The 15,882-nt window shown below is 70.6% G+C and carries 14 protein-coding genes and 1 pseudogene; 4 read left to right on the plus strand and 11 right to left on the minus strand.

From position 1 onward, the window contains the following. Window positions 1-61: 61 nt before the first annotated feature. The gene (locus tag AQJ91_RS40320; RefSeq protein WP_067032500.1) at window positions 62-1,804 is read left to right on the plus strand and encodes an amylo-alpha-1,6-glucosidase; all 1,743 of its coding nucleotides are present in this window, start codon (window positions 62-64) and stop codon (window positions 1,802-1,804) included. A gap of 22 nt (window positions 1,805-1,826) precedes the next feature. Here the strand turns inward: AQJ91_RS40320 and AQJ91_RS40325 are convergent, their stop codons facing one another. Continuing rightward, complete coding sequence (locus AQJ91_RS40325) at window positions 1,827-2,210, minus strand: TetR family transcriptional regulator C-terminal domain-containing protein (protein WP_234383338.1); 384 nt, start codon at window positions 2,208-2,210, stop codon at window positions 1,827-1,829. Here AQJ91_RS40325 and AQJ91_RS40330 point away from each other — a divergent pair. Beyond that, window positions 2,209-2,739: an SDR family oxidoreductase gene (locus AQJ91_RS40330; protein ID WP_234383339.1), complete on the plus strand. Its 531-nt coding sequence runs from the start codon at window positions 2,209-2,211 to the stop codon at window positions 2,737-2,739. The genes AQJ91_RS40325 and AQJ91_RS40330 overlap by 2 nt on opposite strands. Window positions 2,740-2,787: 48 nt before the next feature. Here the strand turns inward: AQJ91_RS40330 and AQJ91_RS40335 are convergent, their stop codons facing one another. From AQJ91_RS40335 to AQJ91_RS40375, 10 genes and pseudogenes are all read right to left on the minus strand, one after another. Continuing rightward, window positions 2,788-4,185, minus strand: coding sequence for a DUF6805 domain-containing protein (locus tag AQJ91_RS40335; protein ID WP_159054766.1), 1,398 nt, complete (start codon window positions 4,183-4,185; stop codon window positions 2,788-2,790). Between the two features lie 112 nt (window positions 4,186-4,297). Then, a pseudogene (locus AQJ91_RS58575) lies at window positions 4,298-4,531 on the minus strand (beta-L-arabinofuranosidase domain-containing protein); the annotation flags it as partial. Window positions 4,532-4,578: 47 nt separating this feature from the next. Beyond that, window positions 4,579-5,532, minus strand: a complete 954-nt coding sequence (locus AQJ91_RS40340) for a glycoside hydrolase family protein (protein WP_067032505.1) — start codon at window positions 5,530-5,532, stop codon at window positions 4,579-4,581. 113 nt (window positions 5,533-5,645) lie between these two features. After that, window positions 5,646-7,169, minus strand: a complete 1,524-nt coding sequence (gene arfA / locus AQJ91_RS40345) for an arabinosylfuranosidase ArfA (protein ID WP_067032508.1) — start codon at window positions 7,167-7,169, stop codon at window positions 5,646-5,648. A gap of 151 nt (window positions 7,170-7,320) precedes the next feature. Continuing rightward, window positions 7,321-8,394 carry a lactonase family protein gene (locus AQJ91_RS40350; protein ID WP_067032510.1) on the minus strand — a complete coding sequence of 358 codons (1,074 nt, stop codon included), beginning with the start codon at window positions 8,392-8,394 and terminating at the stop codon, window positions 7,321-7,323. A 141-nt stretch (window positions 8,395-8,535) separates the two neighbouring features. Beyond that, window positions 8,536-9,495 (minus strand): sugar kinase, encoded by a 960-nt coding sequence (locus tag AQJ91_RS40355; RefSeq protein ID WP_067032513.1) that lies wholly within the window; start codon window positions 9,493-9,495, stop codon window positions 8,536-8,538. After that, on the minus strand, window positions 9,492-10,163 hold the full coding sequence (locus AQJ91_RS40360; RefSeq protein ID WP_067032516.1) for a bifunctional 4-hydroxy-2-oxoglutarate aldolase/2-dehydro-3-deoxy-phosphogluconate aldolase: 672 nt from the start codon (window positions 10,161-10,163) through the stop codon (window positions 9,492-9,494). The genes AQJ91_RS40355 and AQJ91_RS40360 overlap by 4 nt, the downstream gene beginning before the upstream one ends. Window positions 10,164-10,249: 86 nt before the next feature. Further along, complete coding sequence (locus tag AQJ91_RS40365) at window positions 10,250-11,074, minus strand: carbohydrate ABC transporter permease (protein ID WP_067032518.1); 825 nt, start codon at window positions 11,072-11,074, stop codon at window positions 10,250-10,252. Next, window positions 11,071-12,102, minus strand: a complete 1,032-nt coding sequence (locus tag AQJ91_RS40370) for a carbohydrate ABC transporter permease (protein ID WP_067032520.1) — start codon at window positions 12,100-12,102, stop codon at window positions 11,071-11,073. Before AQJ91_RS40370 ends, AQJ91_RS40365 begins: the two co-directional genes overlap by 4 nt. Then, on the minus strand, window positions 12,099-13,451 hold the full coding sequence (locus AQJ91_RS40375; protein ID WP_067032523.1) for an extracellular solute-binding protein: 1,353 nt from the start codon (window positions 13,449-13,451) through the stop codon (window positions 12,099-12,101). Before AQJ91_RS40375 ends, AQJ91_RS40370 begins: the two co-directional genes overlap by 4 nt. 468 nt (window positions 13,452-13,919) lie before the next feature. Here AQJ91_RS40375 and AQJ91_RS40380 point away from each other — a divergent pair, with 468 nt between their 5' ends. Then, the gene (locus tag AQJ91_RS40380; RefSeq protein ID WP_067032527.1) at window positions 13,920-14,960 is read left to right on the plus strand and encodes a LacI family DNA-binding transcriptional regulator; all 1,041 of its coding nucleotides are present in this window, start codon (window positions 13,920-13,922) and stop codon (window positions 14,958-14,960) included. Continuing rightward, complete coding sequence (locus AQJ91_RS40385) at window positions 14,957-15,721, plus strand: SDR family NAD(P)-dependent oxidoreductase (protein WP_067032530.1); 765 nt, start codon at window positions 14,957-14,959, stop codon at window positions 15,719-15,721. Before AQJ91_RS40380 ends, AQJ91_RS40385 begins: the two co-directional genes overlap by 4 nt. The last annotated feature ends 161 nt before the right edge of the window (window positions 15,722-15,882 follow it).

A 15,882-nucleotide genomic window follows, 5' to 3' on the forward strand; every position in this document is an offset into this window, starting at 1 on the left:
GCCCCCCGCAGGACCCCTTCCGACCGCCATCGCCTTCTGCTCGAGAAACGAGTCACGCTTCATGACCGCCGCCCGTTCCGGCCCGGCTTTCTCCGTCCACGACATCCCGTTCAGCACGTACGGATCCTGGTTCGACATCTCGCCCGTGGTGGCGGAGAAGACGTACGCCGAGGACCTCCACCTCGTCTCGCACCAGAACGGCATGCACGCCGTCCTGCGCCTCGTGCCGCTCGACGGCGTGACCGGCGAGCGGGCCGAGACCCGAGTGGCGGCGACACCCGGCCTGCTCAGCTGGATCAGCCCGGCCGGCCGTGTCGATCTCGCCTACGAGTCGCTGGACACCGTACGCCTGCGGGGGACCGGCCTGGGCATCAGCGTCTGTGCGGCCGCGCAGGTCCTGACCCCCTTCAGCGGCACCTACTTCTACCGGGAACCCGGCACCGACGCGTACGTGTTCACGTCGTACGAGACCGGACGCCGCTACCGCGTCACCGTGCTCTCCGGCACGGTGACCGACACCTCCGGCAGCCAGGCCCTGGGCGGTGCCGACCGCGGCCTCACCCTCGCCGCCGGCACGGACGCGGAGGCCGCCTGGGAGATCGCGGTCGAGGAACTCGACACCGCCCGGCCGCCGTACGCGTCGACGGCGGCCTTCGGCAAGATCGTCGAGGCCGCGCAGAACGCCTTCGCCGACTTCGCCGACACGGTGGCCCCCTGGCGTTCGTCCGCCACCCCGGCCGCCGAACTCGCCGCCTACGTCGTGTGGTCCGCGACCGTACGTCCGGCGGGGCTGGTCACCCGGCCCGCCGTCCTGATGTCCAAGCACTGGATGGACAAGGTGTGGAGCTGGGACCACTGCTTCAACGCCCTGGCCCTGGCCCCGGGGTGTCCCGAGCTGGCCTGGGACCAGTACCACCTGCCCTTCGACCACCAGGACGAGAGCGGGGCCCTGCCCGACTCGGTCACCCACTCCGAGGTCCTCCGCAACTTCGTCAAACCGCCCATCCACGGCTGGGCCTTCGGCCGTCTGCGCCGCCGCCTGCCGGCGCCTCCCAGCCAGACCGAACTGGCCGAGACGTACGACAGGCTGGAACGCTGGACGGGATTCTGGCTCACCGCACGGCGCGCCCCCGGCGCCGCGCTGCCCCACTACCAGCACGGCAACGACAGCGGCTGGGACAACGCCACCACCTTCGACCCCGAACGCGTCGTTGTCAGCGCCGACCTGGCCGCCTTCCTCACCCTCCAGCTCCGCGAACTCGCCGACCTGGCAACGCACTTGGACAGACCGGACGAAGCCCGCCGGTGGACGCGAGCCGCCGAGACGACCCAGGCGGCGATGCTCGACCAGCTCTGGAGCAGTGACGGGTTCGCCGCCCGGGGAGCCGACAGCGGCGACACCTGGCACAGTTCCAGCCTCCTCGACCTGATGCCCATCGTGCTGGGCGAGCACCTGCCCGACGAGATCAGCGGCGTGCTGGCCGCCCGCATCGAGGCCCACCTGACGCCGTACGGCCTGGCCACCGAACTGCCCACCTCACCGCACTACCTGTCCGACGGCTACTGGCGTGGTCCCATCTGGGCCCCCGCCACGGTCCTCGTCGAGGACGGCCTGCGCCGCGGCGGACACCTCCGGCTGGCGGACGAGATCAGCGCCCGCTTCCGCGCCCTGTGCGAGACCCACGGCTTCGCCGAGAACTTCGACGCCCTGACCGGAACAGGCCTGCGCGACCGCGCCTACACCTGGACCGCCAGCAGCTACCTCCTCCTGGCCGAAGCCCACATACGCCGAAGCCGAATCTGAACGGCTTCACCGATCGGCGCGATCACTTGTCGGTGTGGTCGTGGTCGAAGAGCAGGTGTACGAAGTCGGCGACGGGCCCGACCACATCCAGGTCCTGGTCGAGCACCCACTGCAACTGGAGCCCGTTGAGCACGGCATGGAAGAGGACCGCCGCGCTCTCCGGGCTGATGCCGTCGCGCAGCCTGCTGCGCGCCGCCTCGTCCTGGAAGCCGTCGGCGAACTGCGCGCGCCCGCGTTCGTAGCGGTCGACGAAATAGGCGTGGGCGGGATGATCCGGCCGTGAGGCCGCGGCGGCGAGCTCGATCCACAGGCGCATCAGCTCGGGCGCGTTCTGGTGGTGGCGGATGAGCTCGCCGAGGTAGGGGGCCAGCTGATCCGGGCTGTCCGGCCGTGTCGACGTCGTCATGAACAACGTGGGGATCCTCGCGGTCGGCCCCGTCGAGGACATCCCCCTCGGCGCCCGGCAGCGCGTGATCGACGTCAACCTGCCGGGCATCGTGCGCAGCAACCTGGTCCTCCTCCCCGTACTCCTCGACCAGCGGGCCGGGCACGTGGTCAACACCGCATCGACGGCAGGACTGCTGCCCTACGGGTTCGGACAGATGCCGTACACCGCGACCAAGCACGCGGTGGTCGGACTGTCCGAGTCCCTCGCCCTGTACCTGCGGCCGCGCGGCATCGGCGTCTCCTGCCTGTGCCCGGCCCGCGTGGCCACCAACATCCTGGAGCAGGTCACCTTCTACGGGGAGACAGCAGCGCCGCAGGGACCCGACTCCCCGGTCCTCGACCCCGAAACGGTCGGTGAACTCGTCGCCGACGGCATCACCGACAACCGCTTCATCATCCTCACCGCACCGGAAGTCGCCGACGAACTGCGCGAGCGCGGAGCCGACGTGGACGCCTACCTGTCGCGCCTGGTCAAGGAGGTCGTGTAGGCGCCTCGACCGGTTCCGGCAGACCGGCGTCGCACTGTCATGAGGGCGTCAGCGCACCAGGCGCACTTCGCGCAGCCGGAGGGTGGTTGCAGGGCCGACCGCTTCGAAGCGAATCTCGACGGTCCCGGCAAGACGGTCCGCGTCGAGCGGGAGCACCTGGGAAATTTCCCTGCCCTCGGGATGTGGCGAAGGCGTGAGCGTGCCCAGCGCATGGCCGTCGACCAGCACACGGGTCGGCCCGGCACTCCCGCCTGAGAGGTGGACCACCTGAAGCCCGGTGGCGGCACCGTCCCGGTCTGTCAGGCGGTAGGACCACCATCCGGTGGCGGCCCGCCACCTCAGCCCGTCGGTGAGGCCCGACCACGTGTCCTGCCCCTCGAACCGGTGGTCGCTTTCGGGCTGTTGCTCGCCGGCGGCAACGGCGTCGACGGTTCGGTCGTGCAGCGCGCGTGCTGCCTCGTCGGCCGCGCGCAGCTCCGCCCGCCGCTCCTGGAGCCGGTCCGGTTCCGCCAGGGGGAAGTAGAGGTGGTAGCGGGAGTCGTGGATGCCGGCGAACGGGACGAGGGTGACGGACTCACCCGGTCGCGCGTCCACGTGCTCCAGGGCGAACGCCAGCCGGTCCGGGGCGACTCGGCGTACGCCGGCCGCCGGATCGGAGGTGCTCCGGGCGAGCACGACGGGCAGGTGCTCCAAGGGGCGCAACGGGCCGCCGGCGACATGACCCATGCGGGAGTCGTCGGCGAAGTGCCCGGCCAGGTCGTTCCGGTCGCTCTCGGCCGCGAGGACGGTGGGCCCGAAGCGGTACGACACCCACGGTGAGCCGTCGGGGAGCAGTTCGGCGCTGATGCGCGGGCGAAGGCGCACGGTGACCGTGTCCCCTGCGCACCACTGCCGCTCGAGACGCACGTATGTCAGAGGCTGTCCGCCTGCCACGCGGCGCGTCGTGAGCGGGGCTGGCCCACCCTCGGGCGGCGCGCCGTTGATACGGACCTGCGGCGTCCCCTCGTGCCAGCCGGGGACGCGTATGTGGATCGCCACAGGGGTGCCGGGAGCCTCGCGCACCACGAGTCTCACCTCGTCGTCGTACGGGGCTGTCCCGGTCTGCTCCAGCACCAGGTTCTGTTCGGGCCGGGTGAACCGGGAGGCGATGAAGAGGTTGACGAACAGATCGTCGCCCTCGGTGGTGTACACCAGCTCGCCGTACCTGGCGTGGTTCTCCAGCCCGGTGCCGACGCAGCACCAGAAGCAGTTGTGGGGCGTCGACACCACGCGGTAGTGGCCCGGCCGCACCGGGGTGAAGTACACCAGCCCGCCCTTGGGGTGCAGGGACGACAGGATGTGGTTGACCGTCGCGCGCTCGTAGTGGTCGAGCACCTCGGCGTCCGGCTGTTCGAGGAACAGGGCAACGAGTCCCGCTCCACCTGGCCCGCGGCCACCCGCTCCCACAGCCGCACGCCGTCGGGGATGCCCCCGACGTAGCCGGTGCCCAGGGCGTCCTGGCACTCGACGACGCCCTGAACCAGACGTTCGACCATGGCTTTCGGCCGGGATCGTCCGTCACCGCGCTCATGAGAGCGGCGCCCGACAGCGCGTGCCCGACGGTGTGGCCGTCGAGACCCGAGTTCTCCCAGTTGCCGTAGGACTCGGCAACCGGCGGCAGGCCGGCCTCGCGCCGCAAGGGCGCGAGGAGCCGGTCGGTGTCGAGGGACAGCAGGTAGTCGAGGGCGGTGGTCTGCGCGTCCAGGAACGGGCCGGGAAGAAGGCGTACCGCGCTGCGGGGGAGCGTCTGCATGAGTGGTCGTTTCCTTCGTGCAGGGCGGGAACGGCGAGGCTCCCGTGTCACCGGTCAGGCCCTTCGAGAGGGAGGATGGGGGCATCGAGGGCTTCGTCGCGGTCGCACACGAGGGTGTCTCCGCTCACCCGCAGGCGGGCGACCTGGATCGAGCTTCGGCGGCCGTTGTGGTCGTTGTGGGGTCCGGGGTCGTCGTCGGATCGCCTGGGGTGCGAGAAATAGAAGATGAACGCGCCGAGTTCGCTGGTGACGACATCGGCGTGGTAGCCGTACCCCCCGTCGTCCGGGCCCTGACCGGGACGATCGAGGATGAGTCCTCGCGGTTCCCACGTCTCCAGGTCCCGTGAGTGAAGAACCCGCTGTCCATGCCATTCGTCGATGAGCATCCAGTAGCTGCCGCCGAGCTCGAAGACGTTCGGGCCTTCGTGCTTCGAGCACTCGACGGCGGGGCCCCGGACGGTCCACCGCGCCAGATCGTCGCTGTCCGCCGCGTAGGTGTGCGCGTCATCGGCCTCGTCCTTGTACCACATGCGGTAGCCGCCTGTGGGGAGCCGCAGGACGCAGGCGTCGATCACTCTCTCGGACGAGAGCGACAAGGTGGAACGGTAGGTCCAGGAGAAGAGGTCGTGACTCGTGTAGTGACGGATCACGCGTGCATGGCCCGCCCACTGGGTCGGCACACCACGGATCACGCTGACGAACATGTGGTATTCGGTTCCGTCGTCGACGATCTCAGGCGCCCAGTAGGTATGCCGCCCGGGCTCGATGTCCAGCCCCTCGGCGATTCCCCGGTACAGCCAGCCGGCTCCGCCGTCCGCGGAGGACGCGATCCCGATGTCGGTCCCGTGTATCCAGCTCACGTCGTCCATCGGCGGCGCGTCGGCGCGCCGGCTCGTGTAGAACATCCACCACTCGCCGGCCTGCCGGTTCCAGATGACAGTGGGGTCGGTCGCGCCGTCGTGCAGGGGGTCCCGGAACAGGGGTCGGGCAACGGTGGTCATCGGTTCTTCCCGGGCGTGAGTGTGTTGGTGCCGCATGCAGGCCCATGAGCCGGCGTCTGCGACGTGGATGACGGCGGTGGCAGCGGCCCATGGGCAGTCGGTACGTCGGACTGTCAGTCCTGGCGGCCCGTCAGCCGGATCATGTTCCAGGAGAGCGGTTCGAGTTCGGCGTGGAGGACGCCGTCGGTGACGGTGGTGCCGGTGGCGGGGTGCGGGGTGACCCGGTCGGGCCGGTCCGCGGTGTTGGCGGCCTCCGGGTCGCCGTCGGCCAGGACCAGGTGCTCCGCCACGGTGTGGGCGCCGACGCCGCGCAGGTCGATCTCCAGGGGCAGGGTGTCCGTCTGGCTGCGGTTGACCGCGAAGACGGTGATGTCGCCGGTCTCGTCGTCGATGACGGCGGTGGCGTGCAGCAGCGGTACGTCACCGAAGCGGGCGGTGGGGTACGTGGGGCTGTCCACGTCGACGCGCAGCACTCGGCCGCGCCCGTACGTCGACGCCTGGGCGAAGGGGAAGAAGGTGGTCTGCCGCCAGGCGGGCCCGCCCGGCTCGGTCATGATCGGCGCGATGACGTTGACGAGCTGGGCCAGGGAGGCGGCGGTCACCCGGTCGGCGTGCCGCAGCAGGGCGATCATCAGGGAGCCGAAGACCACGGCGTCGGTGACGGTGTAGACGTCCTCCAGCAGGCGCGGTGCCTGCTGCCAGTCCTCGACCTGGTGGGGGTTGGGCCGCTTCTGGTACCAGACGTTCCATTCGTCGAAGGAGAGGTTGATCCGCTTCTTCTCCTTGAGCCGCGCCCGGACGTGGTCGCAGGTGGCGACGACCGACTCGATGAAGTGCTCCATGTCGACGGCCGAGGCGAGGAAGGAGTCGCGGTCGCCGTCGACCTCCTCGTAATAGGCGTGCAGTGAGATGTAGTCGACCTGGTCGTAGGCGGCCTCCAGGACGGTCGCCTCCCAGGCGGCGAAGGTCGGCATGCCGGAGGCCGAGCTGCCGCACGCGACCAGTTCCAGGCCGGGCTGGATCATCCTCATGGCGCGGGCGGTCTCGGCGGCGAGCCGCCCGTACTCCTCCGCCGTCTTGTGCCCGGTCTGCCAGGGCCCGTCCATCTCGTTGCCCAGGCACCACATCTTGATGCCGTACGGCTCCTTGGCGCCGTGGGCGGCACGGAGGTCGGACAGCTCGGTGCCGCCCGGGTGGTTGCTGTACTCCAGCAGCCGCAGGGCGTCCTCCACCCCGCGGGTGCCGAGGTTGACGGCCATCATGGGTTCCGTGCCGGTCTTGGCGCAGAAGTCCATGAACTCCCCGAGACCGAACTCGTTGGTCTCGGTGGACTTCCAGGCGAGGTCCAGCCGGACCGGGCGTTCCTCGCGCGGTCCCACGCTGTCCTCCCAGCGGTAGCCGGAGACGAAGTTGCCGCCTGGGTAGCGCACGGTGGTGACGCCCAGCTCCTGGATCAGCTCCAGAACGTCCCTGCGCAGGCCGTCGGTGTCGGCCTGCGGGTGGCCGGGTTCGTAGATGCCGGTGTAGACGCAGCGGCCCAGGTGCTCGACGAACGATCCGTACAGCCGGGGGTGGACGGCGCCGATGCCGAACGCCGAGTCGAGGGTGAAGCGTGCGGGGGCGGTGGGGCGGGACATGAGTGCCTTTCGTTGGCTGTTCTCAGGCTGTCCGGCGTTCGCGGACGAGGTGTTCAGGCCGAAGCGGGGGTCTGGAGCCTGGGGCGGGGCAGGTCCCGGCGACGGGAGGGGTAGGGGTGGTGGGGGCGGAAAAGGGACCGAAACGGCCCTGTCAGAGGACGAGCGCGCAGACCACCGACCGAACGGACATCGCCGGGCCCGCCTGCCGAAGCGCCCCGTCGTCCAGGACACGCAGCGCGACGAGCGTCCCGCTGTGCTGGTTGGCGACCAGCAGATGATCGTCCGCGTAGGTCAGGCCGCGCGGCCAGGTACCGCCGGCGGACACCTCGTCGATCGGTTCCAGTGTGGTGCCGGTGACCCGGAACGCGGCCACCGTGTCCGCGCCCCGATTGGTCACCCACACGAAACGGCCGCAGGGCGAGGCGACGATGCCGCCCGGTTGGTTGGTGACGTTCCGGACCGCCGTGGCGGGCACAGAGGAGAGGCCCGTCAGGGTGCCCGCACCGGCGTCGTAGCGGTGGCAGGTGACGGTCGAGGACAGTTCGTCCGCGCTGAACACCAGCTCACCGCCGGGAGCGAAGGCGAGGTGGCGAGGACCGGACCCCGCGCCCAGCCGGTTCACCGCGACCCGCTCCAGGGTGCCGGTCCGGGTGTCGAGCCGGTAGGTGAAGACCGCGTCCGCGCCCAGGTCGGTGGCCAGGACGAAGCGCCCCGCCGGGTCGACGAGCACCTGATGGGCGTGGCTGCCCTCCTGCCGGCCGGCGACCGGGCCCGACCCCTGGTGGATGACGAGGTCGGTCGGCTCCAGCAGGCGGCCGTCCGCGCCGAGCCGGTGCACCGCGACGGTGCCGGGCGCGGTGTCGCTGCCGTAGTTGGCGGTCAGCAGCCACTCACCGTCCGGGTGGACGGTGAGGTGGCACGGGTTCGCCCCGCCGCTGCTCACCGGGGCGCCCAGCGGGGTCAGCAGACCGTCGTGGCGCCGGGCGACGGCGCTGACGGTTCCGGGGTCGGTTTCGTTCGTGCTGTAGACGACGCCGAGGGAGGGGTGCACGGCCAGGAAGGACGCTCCGATGACGGAGAGGGCCGGCACCTGGCTGTCGTACGTCGGGCGGCCGGTCGAGGGGTCGAGCCGCAGGGTTGCGAGCCCGGCGCCGTCGCCGCCGGTGTCGGGTGTGTAGGAGCCGGTGAGGACGTGAACTACTGCGGGGGAAGCGGGCCTTGGCATGGGAGTTCCCAGAGGTTCCTCGAGCGGGTGGGATGAGGACGCGATGAGGAGGCGCGATGAACGACGCGATGAGGGACGGATCGTGGCCGCGTCCGGGTGCGTCGCGTGCGGCTGCTCGGAGCCCGGCGGGCCCGGTCGCGTTCAGCGGACGACGTCGTCGTGGTGGTCGAGCAGCTCCAGCTCGGAACGCCTGGGCAGGCCCTCCCAGTCCCCCGTGGTGGCGACCGCGAAGGCGCCCAGCACGACCGCGGTCCGCAGTCGCTGCTCCGGTGGTTCTCCCGCGAGCAGTTCCGCCAGGTACCCGGCTACGAACGCGTCGCCCGCACCCACGGAGTCGTGCACGGTGACGGGCACGGCGGGCTGCTGGTAGCCCTGACCGTCGAGGAGGGCGAACGCTCCCTCGGCGCCCAGCTTGATCACGGCTCCGGTGGGCCCGAGGTCGCAGATGCCCTTGGCGAGTTCCTCCGGTTCGTCGGCGCCCGGCACCACGAGGCGGGCCTCGTGCGGCCCTGCGAAGACCAGGTCGCTGCGGCGCAGCAGGGGCAGCAGTGCGCGCCCGGCCTCCTCCTCGCTCCACAGCAGGGAGCGGAAGTTGATGTCCAGTGAGACCGGTACTCCGGCGTCGACGGCGATGTCCACGGCCCGGGTGATGGCCTGAGACGGTCCTTCGCCCAGCGCCGGGGTGATCCCGGTGATGTGCAGGACCGCCGCGCCGGCGACGAGGGGCTCGGGGATGTCGTCGGCGGACAGCCGGGAACCCGCCGTGTGGGTGCGGTAGTAGCGGGTACGGCTGTGCGTGGCCGTACGGCGTTCCCGCAGCTGCAGCGAGGTGGGAGCGGGGTCGCGTACGGCGACCGTGGTGACCCCTTCCGCCCGCAGCTCGCGGAGGATGAGGTCGCCGAGCTGGTCCTCGCTGACGCGCCCGATCCAGGTGGCGGATCCGCCGAGCCGGCTGACCCCCACCGCGACGTTCGACTCCGCTCCGGCGAGCCCCAGGCGCAGGCCCGCGCCCAGGACGAGCGGGCCGACGTCCGGCGCGGCCAGGACCGCGAGGGTCTCTCCGACGGTGACCAGGTAGCGTTCCTGGGAAGGGCCGTTCACCGGCCCACCTCCTGAGTGGGGGGCGTGACCAGGATGGCGTCCAGCAGCGTGCGCGCCCTCGCGGTGAGGGCGTCCAGGCTCTTCGGCGTGGGGTCGCGGTCCGCCCCGCGCAGGAGCGGGGAGCCGATCCCCACGGCACAGGCGCCCGCGTCCAGGTAGTCCCGCGCCTGGTCGACGCCGACTCCGCCGACGGCGACGAGCGGGACGTCCGGCAGCGGGGCCCGCAGCTGTCGCAGGTGGGCGGGGCCGCCGGTGCCCGCCGGGAAGAGCTTGACGGCGGTGGCACCCGCCCGCCAGGCGGTGGACACCTCGGTGGGTGTCCAGGCGCCCGGGTAGCAGGGGATGCCGCTGTCGGCGGCGCCGCGGATCACCTCGGTGTCCACAATGGGGGCCACCAGGAACTCGGCCCCGGCCGCGAGCGCGTCCCGAACGTCTCCCGTGCTGATCACCGTGCCGGCGCCGACTGCCACCCCGGCCCCGAGCTCGTCACGGATGGCGGCCAGCGCGTCGAGGGCACCCGAAGTGGTGAGGGTGACCTCCAGGCAGGTGATGCCGCCGTCCGCGAGGGCCCGGGCCACGGCGGGCAGTCCCGTCGCGTCGGCCGACCGCAGGATGGCCATGACCCGGGTCCGGCCCAGCTGCGGGGTGAGCGCGGGACGCTCCGTCATGACCGCACCGCCGCAGGGTGGTTGGCGGTGTCCAAGGTGTTGGTCATGAGAAGTTCCTTTGCAAGATGGCGCGTCGGTAAACAGTGTTACTTGAGTCCGGAGGTGGAAATCCCGGAGATGAAGCCGCGCTGCATGATCAGGAAGAGCACGAGCACGGGCACGACGTACATCACCGCGCCGGCGGCGACCAGGTTGCTCAGCTGGGCACCGTGCTCGTTGGTGTAGCCGATGGCGAGCTTGACCGCGAGGGTGGTACGGGCGTCGTCCAGCAGCAGGGCCGGTGCGATGTAGTCGCCCCAGGTCCAGGAGAAGGAGAGGATGAAGCTGGTGGCCATGACCGGCCAGGACTGCGGCAGGAAGATCCGCCAGAAGATGCGGACCTGTCCGCAGCCGTCGACGATCGCCGCCTCCTCCAGTTCCTTGGGCATGTTGGTGAAGAACTGCCGGAACAGGAAGATCAGGTACGGAGCTCCGGACAGACCCCACAGCACCCACGGCATGTAGGTGTTGACCAGGTGGAGCTTGGCGAACATGAGGTACGTCGGGATGAGGGTGATCACGCCCGGCAGCATCATGGTCGACAGCAGCACGCCGAAGACGGCCTTCTTGCCCGGGGCCTCCAGCCGGGCGAAGCCGTAGCCCGCCCAGGCAGAGGCGAGGGTGACCAGCACCGCGTAGAGGGTGGCGATCGTCAGTGAGTTGCGGGCGTAGCCGAGGTAGTCGAAGAGGGTCAGCGCCTGCTCGAAGTTGCCCAGAGTGGGTTCGTGCGGCCACCAGTGGATGGGGAGGGCGCGCAGTTCGGAGGCGTCCTTGAGGGCGGTGATGGCGAGCCAGCCGAAGGGGCTGAGCATCAGCACCAGAACCGCGACGAGGATCATGTAGACCACGGTGCGCCGGGAGAACACGCTCATCGGCCGCCTCCGATCGTGCGGGCCTTGCGCTTCGTCGGTTCCGGCTCCACGGAGTAGAACACCGCGCCCTTGCTGAGCTTGAAGATGAGGAAGGTGACGACGCAGATGATCGCGAAGAGCACCCACAGCAGGGCGGAGGCGTAACCGTAGCGGCCGTTGGCGAAGTACTGGGCGAAGACGTGGATCATGTAGAAGTAGTTGCTCTCGGGCACGGACGTGACGCCTGCCGGGGTCGGGTTGAGCGCGATGAGCAGGGGCATGAAGGTCTGCAGCGAGCCGATGATGCCCGTGATGACCTGGAAGAAGATCACCGGGGACAGCAGCGGCAGGGTGATGCGGGTGAAGGACTGCCAGGGGCTGGCGCCGTCCACCCTGGCCGCTTCGTTCAGCTCCCTGGGGACGTCCTGGAGCCCCGCCAGCGAGATGATCATGCCGTTGCCCACGCCCCACAGGGTCAGCGCGATCAGCACATAGCGGGCATACGGGTCGACGAGCCAGGTGATGCCGTTGATGCCGGCCGCGTCCAGAGCGCCGTTCGCCGCTCCGGAGTCACGGTCGAAGATCAGCTTGAAGGTGAGGGCGCCGCCGACCGGCGGCACCACCGCCGGCAGGTACAGCAGCGTGCGGAACAGCCCGCGGGCGCGGATCGGCTGGTTCACCAGCACCGCCAGCAGTAGTCCCGCCGCGATCGTCAGCGGCACCGTGATCGCGGTGAACACTCCGGTGCGCCACAGGGAATCCAGCGTCGCCGGGTCGGAGAGGACCTCCCGGTAGTTGTCCAGCCCCACGAAGCGCGCGTTGTCCGACAACCCGTCGGCGTTGGTGAAGCTCAGCCACAGCGCATATGCCAGCGGGAAGACCGTCAGAACCAGGAAGCCGAGCACCCAGGGGCCGGTGAACACGTAGAACGACCACGCCCGGCGGGTCCGCAGCGACGTCGGCCGGCGAGTCGGGCCGGCCGGCCGCCGGGCCGAGGGCGTCGCCGCCCCCGGCCCGGCGGTCTGGTCGATGAGCTGGCCGGTGCTCACCCCACCAGCTCCTTGCCCTTGGCGATCTGCTCGTTCATGAGCTTGTTGAGCTCGTCGGCCACCTTGCCCGCCGACGTCTTGCCCTTGACGGCCCTCGGCAGCACCTTGTTGAGGATCCCGTCCAGGGCGGTCACCTGGGCGTACGGGGTGAACGACAGCACCGAGAAGTGCTCCAGCTCCTTCTCCTGCACTTGGAGGGCCTGCTTCTGGAACTCCGTGCCCTGCGGCATCAGGGAACGCAGCGACTTCAGGCTGGGGATGCCCCAGCCGCCCGAGGCCCGGTCCTGGGCGGGCTTGCCGGCGAAGTAGTACTCGAAGAGCTTCCAGGCCGCGTCCTTGTTCTTGGCCTCCTTGGGGATCCAGTAGCCGGTGGCGCCGAAGCAGGGGCTGACGCGGTTACTGCCGAGCTGCGGGGCGGGCGCGAAGCGTGACACCTCGGCGATCTTGGGGTCGCCGCCGATCGCCCCGCCGAACCAGTAGCCGTCGCCGGCCATCGCCATCCGCCCGGCCTGGTAGGTGGGCCAGTCCCATCCGTCGGGGTTGGGGTTGGCGACGTTCGGGCCGACGTCGGCCCGCGCGTACTCCAGGTACCACGACAGCGCCTTGCGCGCTTCGGGCGAGGAGAGGTCGACCGACGCCAGGTCCTCGGCGAACAGGCTCCCGCCGGCCGAGGCGGTCATGTGCATGAGCTGCGCGAAGGTTCCGAGCCCTGCGGCACTCATCCCGTAGACCTTGACCTTGCCGAGCCTGCGCTTGGTCAGCTGCTTGCCCATGTCCAGCCACTCGTCGTACGACAGGGGCTCGGTCTCGCTGGGCAGATCGAGTTTCGCCGCCTCGAGCAGGTCCGTGCGGTACCAGAACATCTGGTCCTGCGAGTAGTCCTTGGCCATGCCGTACCGGGGTCCCGCGCCCTGCTTCTGGCCGTCGTAGCGCCAGACGTCGTTGACCGGGTCGAGGTCGGAGGCCTTGAGCACCGAGCTCTTGGCGAAGTACGGGTCCAGGTCGGCCATCAGCCCGCGGGCGGCGAAGTACGGCGTCTCCACCGCACCCAGGCCGCGCACCAGGTCCGGCGGGTTCTTCGCCGCCAGCATCGCGTTGAGCCTGGTCTCGTCCCGGGCGATGAAGTTGATCTTTATGCCCAGCGCCTTACCGGCCGCCTGGAAAGCCTTCTTCTCGTCATCGGGGGTCATGACGGTGACCGTCGCACTTTCGCGCTTCGTACCGCCGCTCTCCGATCCGTCGTCGACGGAGGCTGCGCAGCCGGGCAGCGCGGTCGCGGCGAACGCGGCGCCGGCGGAGACGGCGAGGAAGCGGCGTCTGTCGAGAGACCCTGTGGTCGGGAAGGTCATGCTGGTGGCCTTTCGTGCGGGACCGTAAGCGCTTGCGAGCGCATGCGGGTTTACGGGGAGGGATAGCGACAGGGGGAGTGGGGCCGGGCCGGGGAGGAGTACCGGCCCCGCCGGCCGTAGGGTGAGATGTCCCGAACCGGACACCCGTACATCTGTCGTGCACATGTGCGGGTGTCGGCATTGCCCGACCGTGAAGGCGACGGTGGTCGCGTCCGCGGTGAGCCTTTTCGGGGCGCCCCGAGGCACACCCCACCCATGGCCGGTAATCACCGACTTGTGGTTGCCGAGATGGTGTCCGGTTTCTTTGGCTCTGCCCAGACTTGTTGCTTATTTCCGTCTAGGGAAACCGGTTGACTGAAACTTCGGCGAACGTTAGGTTGCGGCGGCAGAGGGTGTCAAGAGGTTGGATAGCGCCACCGTCGGACACGCCGAACGGCTCCTGGCGCACAGCGGAAAGTGGGGACCCACATGCCGGAACAGCCCGTCAGGGCCAGGCTGGTGGACGTGGCGGAGAGAGCGGGAGTCTCCAAGGCCACCGTGTCCAAGGTGCTCAACGGCAGGCAGGACCTGTCCGTACGGCCGGAGACCCGGCGCCGCGTCCATGAGGCAGCCGAGGCGCTGGGCTACCGCCCCCATTCCGGAGCGCGCGCCCTGGCCGGTGCCAGCACGCACGCCCTGGCCCTGCTGGTCCCCGCCCTCAACAACCCCACGTACGTCACCATCGCCCGCGGCGCCTACCAGCGCGCCCGCGAGCTGGGCTATCTCTCCCTGCTGGCCGAGGACTTCGACGGGCAGGAAGCCGACGAGTCCTTCAACGACCTGGTGCAGGAGGGCCGTGTCGACGGGCTGCTCATCGCCTCCGCACGCCCCAGTCACCCCCTGCTCGACGCCCTGAGCCGCAGCCCGGTCCCGCATGTCTTCCTCAACCGCTCGGTGGAGGGCTCCGGCCGGAACGTCACCATGGACGTGGCCCGTTCCAGCGTCACCGCCCTCGACCACCTCCACTCACTCGGCCACCGCGCGGTCGGCCACATCGCGGGCCCGCCCGGCATCACTCCCAGTGAGGTCCGCAAGGAAGCGTTCCTGCGACACGCCGAGGAACTCGGGTTGTCCGCCGCGCCGGTAGCGTCCGGGGACTTCACCGAGGACGGCGGCGTGGCCTGCGCGCTGGAGCTGCTGCGTCCGGCCGACGGCGGTACGCGTCCGCCGGTCACCGCGCTCTACACCAGCTCCCTCGCCCAGGCGATAGGCGCCATGGCGGCGGTCCGGCACCTCGGCCTGCGGATCCCCGAGGACGTCTCCGTGGTCGGGAACGACGACCTGCCCGTCGTCGCCCACCTCTCCCCGCCGCTGACCACCGTGGCGATGCCCCTGTACGAGCTGGGCGCCGCGGCCGTGGAGGCCCTGGTGGCCGCCATCCAGGGGGCGCCCTTGGGAGACGTCGTCGTACCCACCGAACCATGCCTGATGCTGCGCCGTTCCACGGCAAGACCGGGAGAAAGACCATGAGTCGCGCCGGCCTCACACGCTTCGCGGACCGTACCGCCCTGCTCACCGCGGCCGCCTCCGGCATCGGCGAGGCCACCGCCTATCGCCTCGCCGCGGAAGGGGCGTCGGTCCTCGTCACCGATGTGGACGCCGAGGGCGCCCGCCGGGTGGCCGAGGAGGTCCGCGCCCGGGGCGGACGGGCCCGGCACCGCGGGCTCGACGTCACCTCGGCCGACGCGTGGGCCGAGGCCGTCGAGGCGGTGACGTCCTGGACCGGTCACCTCGACGTCCTGCACCTCAACGCCGGCCGGAACCGGCGCGGGGCGGCGCATGAGCTGGACGACGCCGCGTGGCACGACCAGCTACGGCTCTGCCTCGACTCGGTGTTCTACGGCGTCCGGGCCGCGGTCCCTCTGCTCCGGATCGCCCGGGGCGCGGTGGTGATCACCTCGTCCGTGCACGCGGCCATCGGCTTCAAGGGCTTCCCCGCGTACGCGGCGGCCAAGGGCGGCATCGGCGCCCTGGTACGCCAGCTCGCCGTCGAGTACGGCGGTGAGATCAGGTTCAACTCCGTCCTTCCCGGTGCCGTGGTCACGGCCCTGTGGGCGCAGACACCACCGGAGGTCCAGGTCCGGACCGCCGCGCGTGCGCCGGTCGGCCGGCTCGGCACCCCCGAGGACATCGCGGCCGCCGTGGCCTTCTTCGCCTCCGACGACGCCTCGTTCATCACCGGCCAGAACCTGCTCGTGGACGGCGGCCGCAGCATCAGCTCCCACGAGTAGGGCGTGGCCGCCGCGGGTGGTCGCGCAGGCGGCCGGGTGTGCCTGCCCGTTCCCTGACCGGCCGACCTTGACGTACACCCGCCCCGACATCCCCTCACCCGGTACACCCCTACCCGCAGCCAGCGGCCCTCGGGCCGTGCACCTGGACCCGGAGGTCCACA

Origin of the sequence: Streptomyces dysideae, from assembly GCF_001514305.1 — a bacterium.
GTDB lineage: Bacteria > Actinomycetota > Actinomycetes > Streptomycetales > Streptomycetaceae > Streptomyces > Streptomyces dysideae.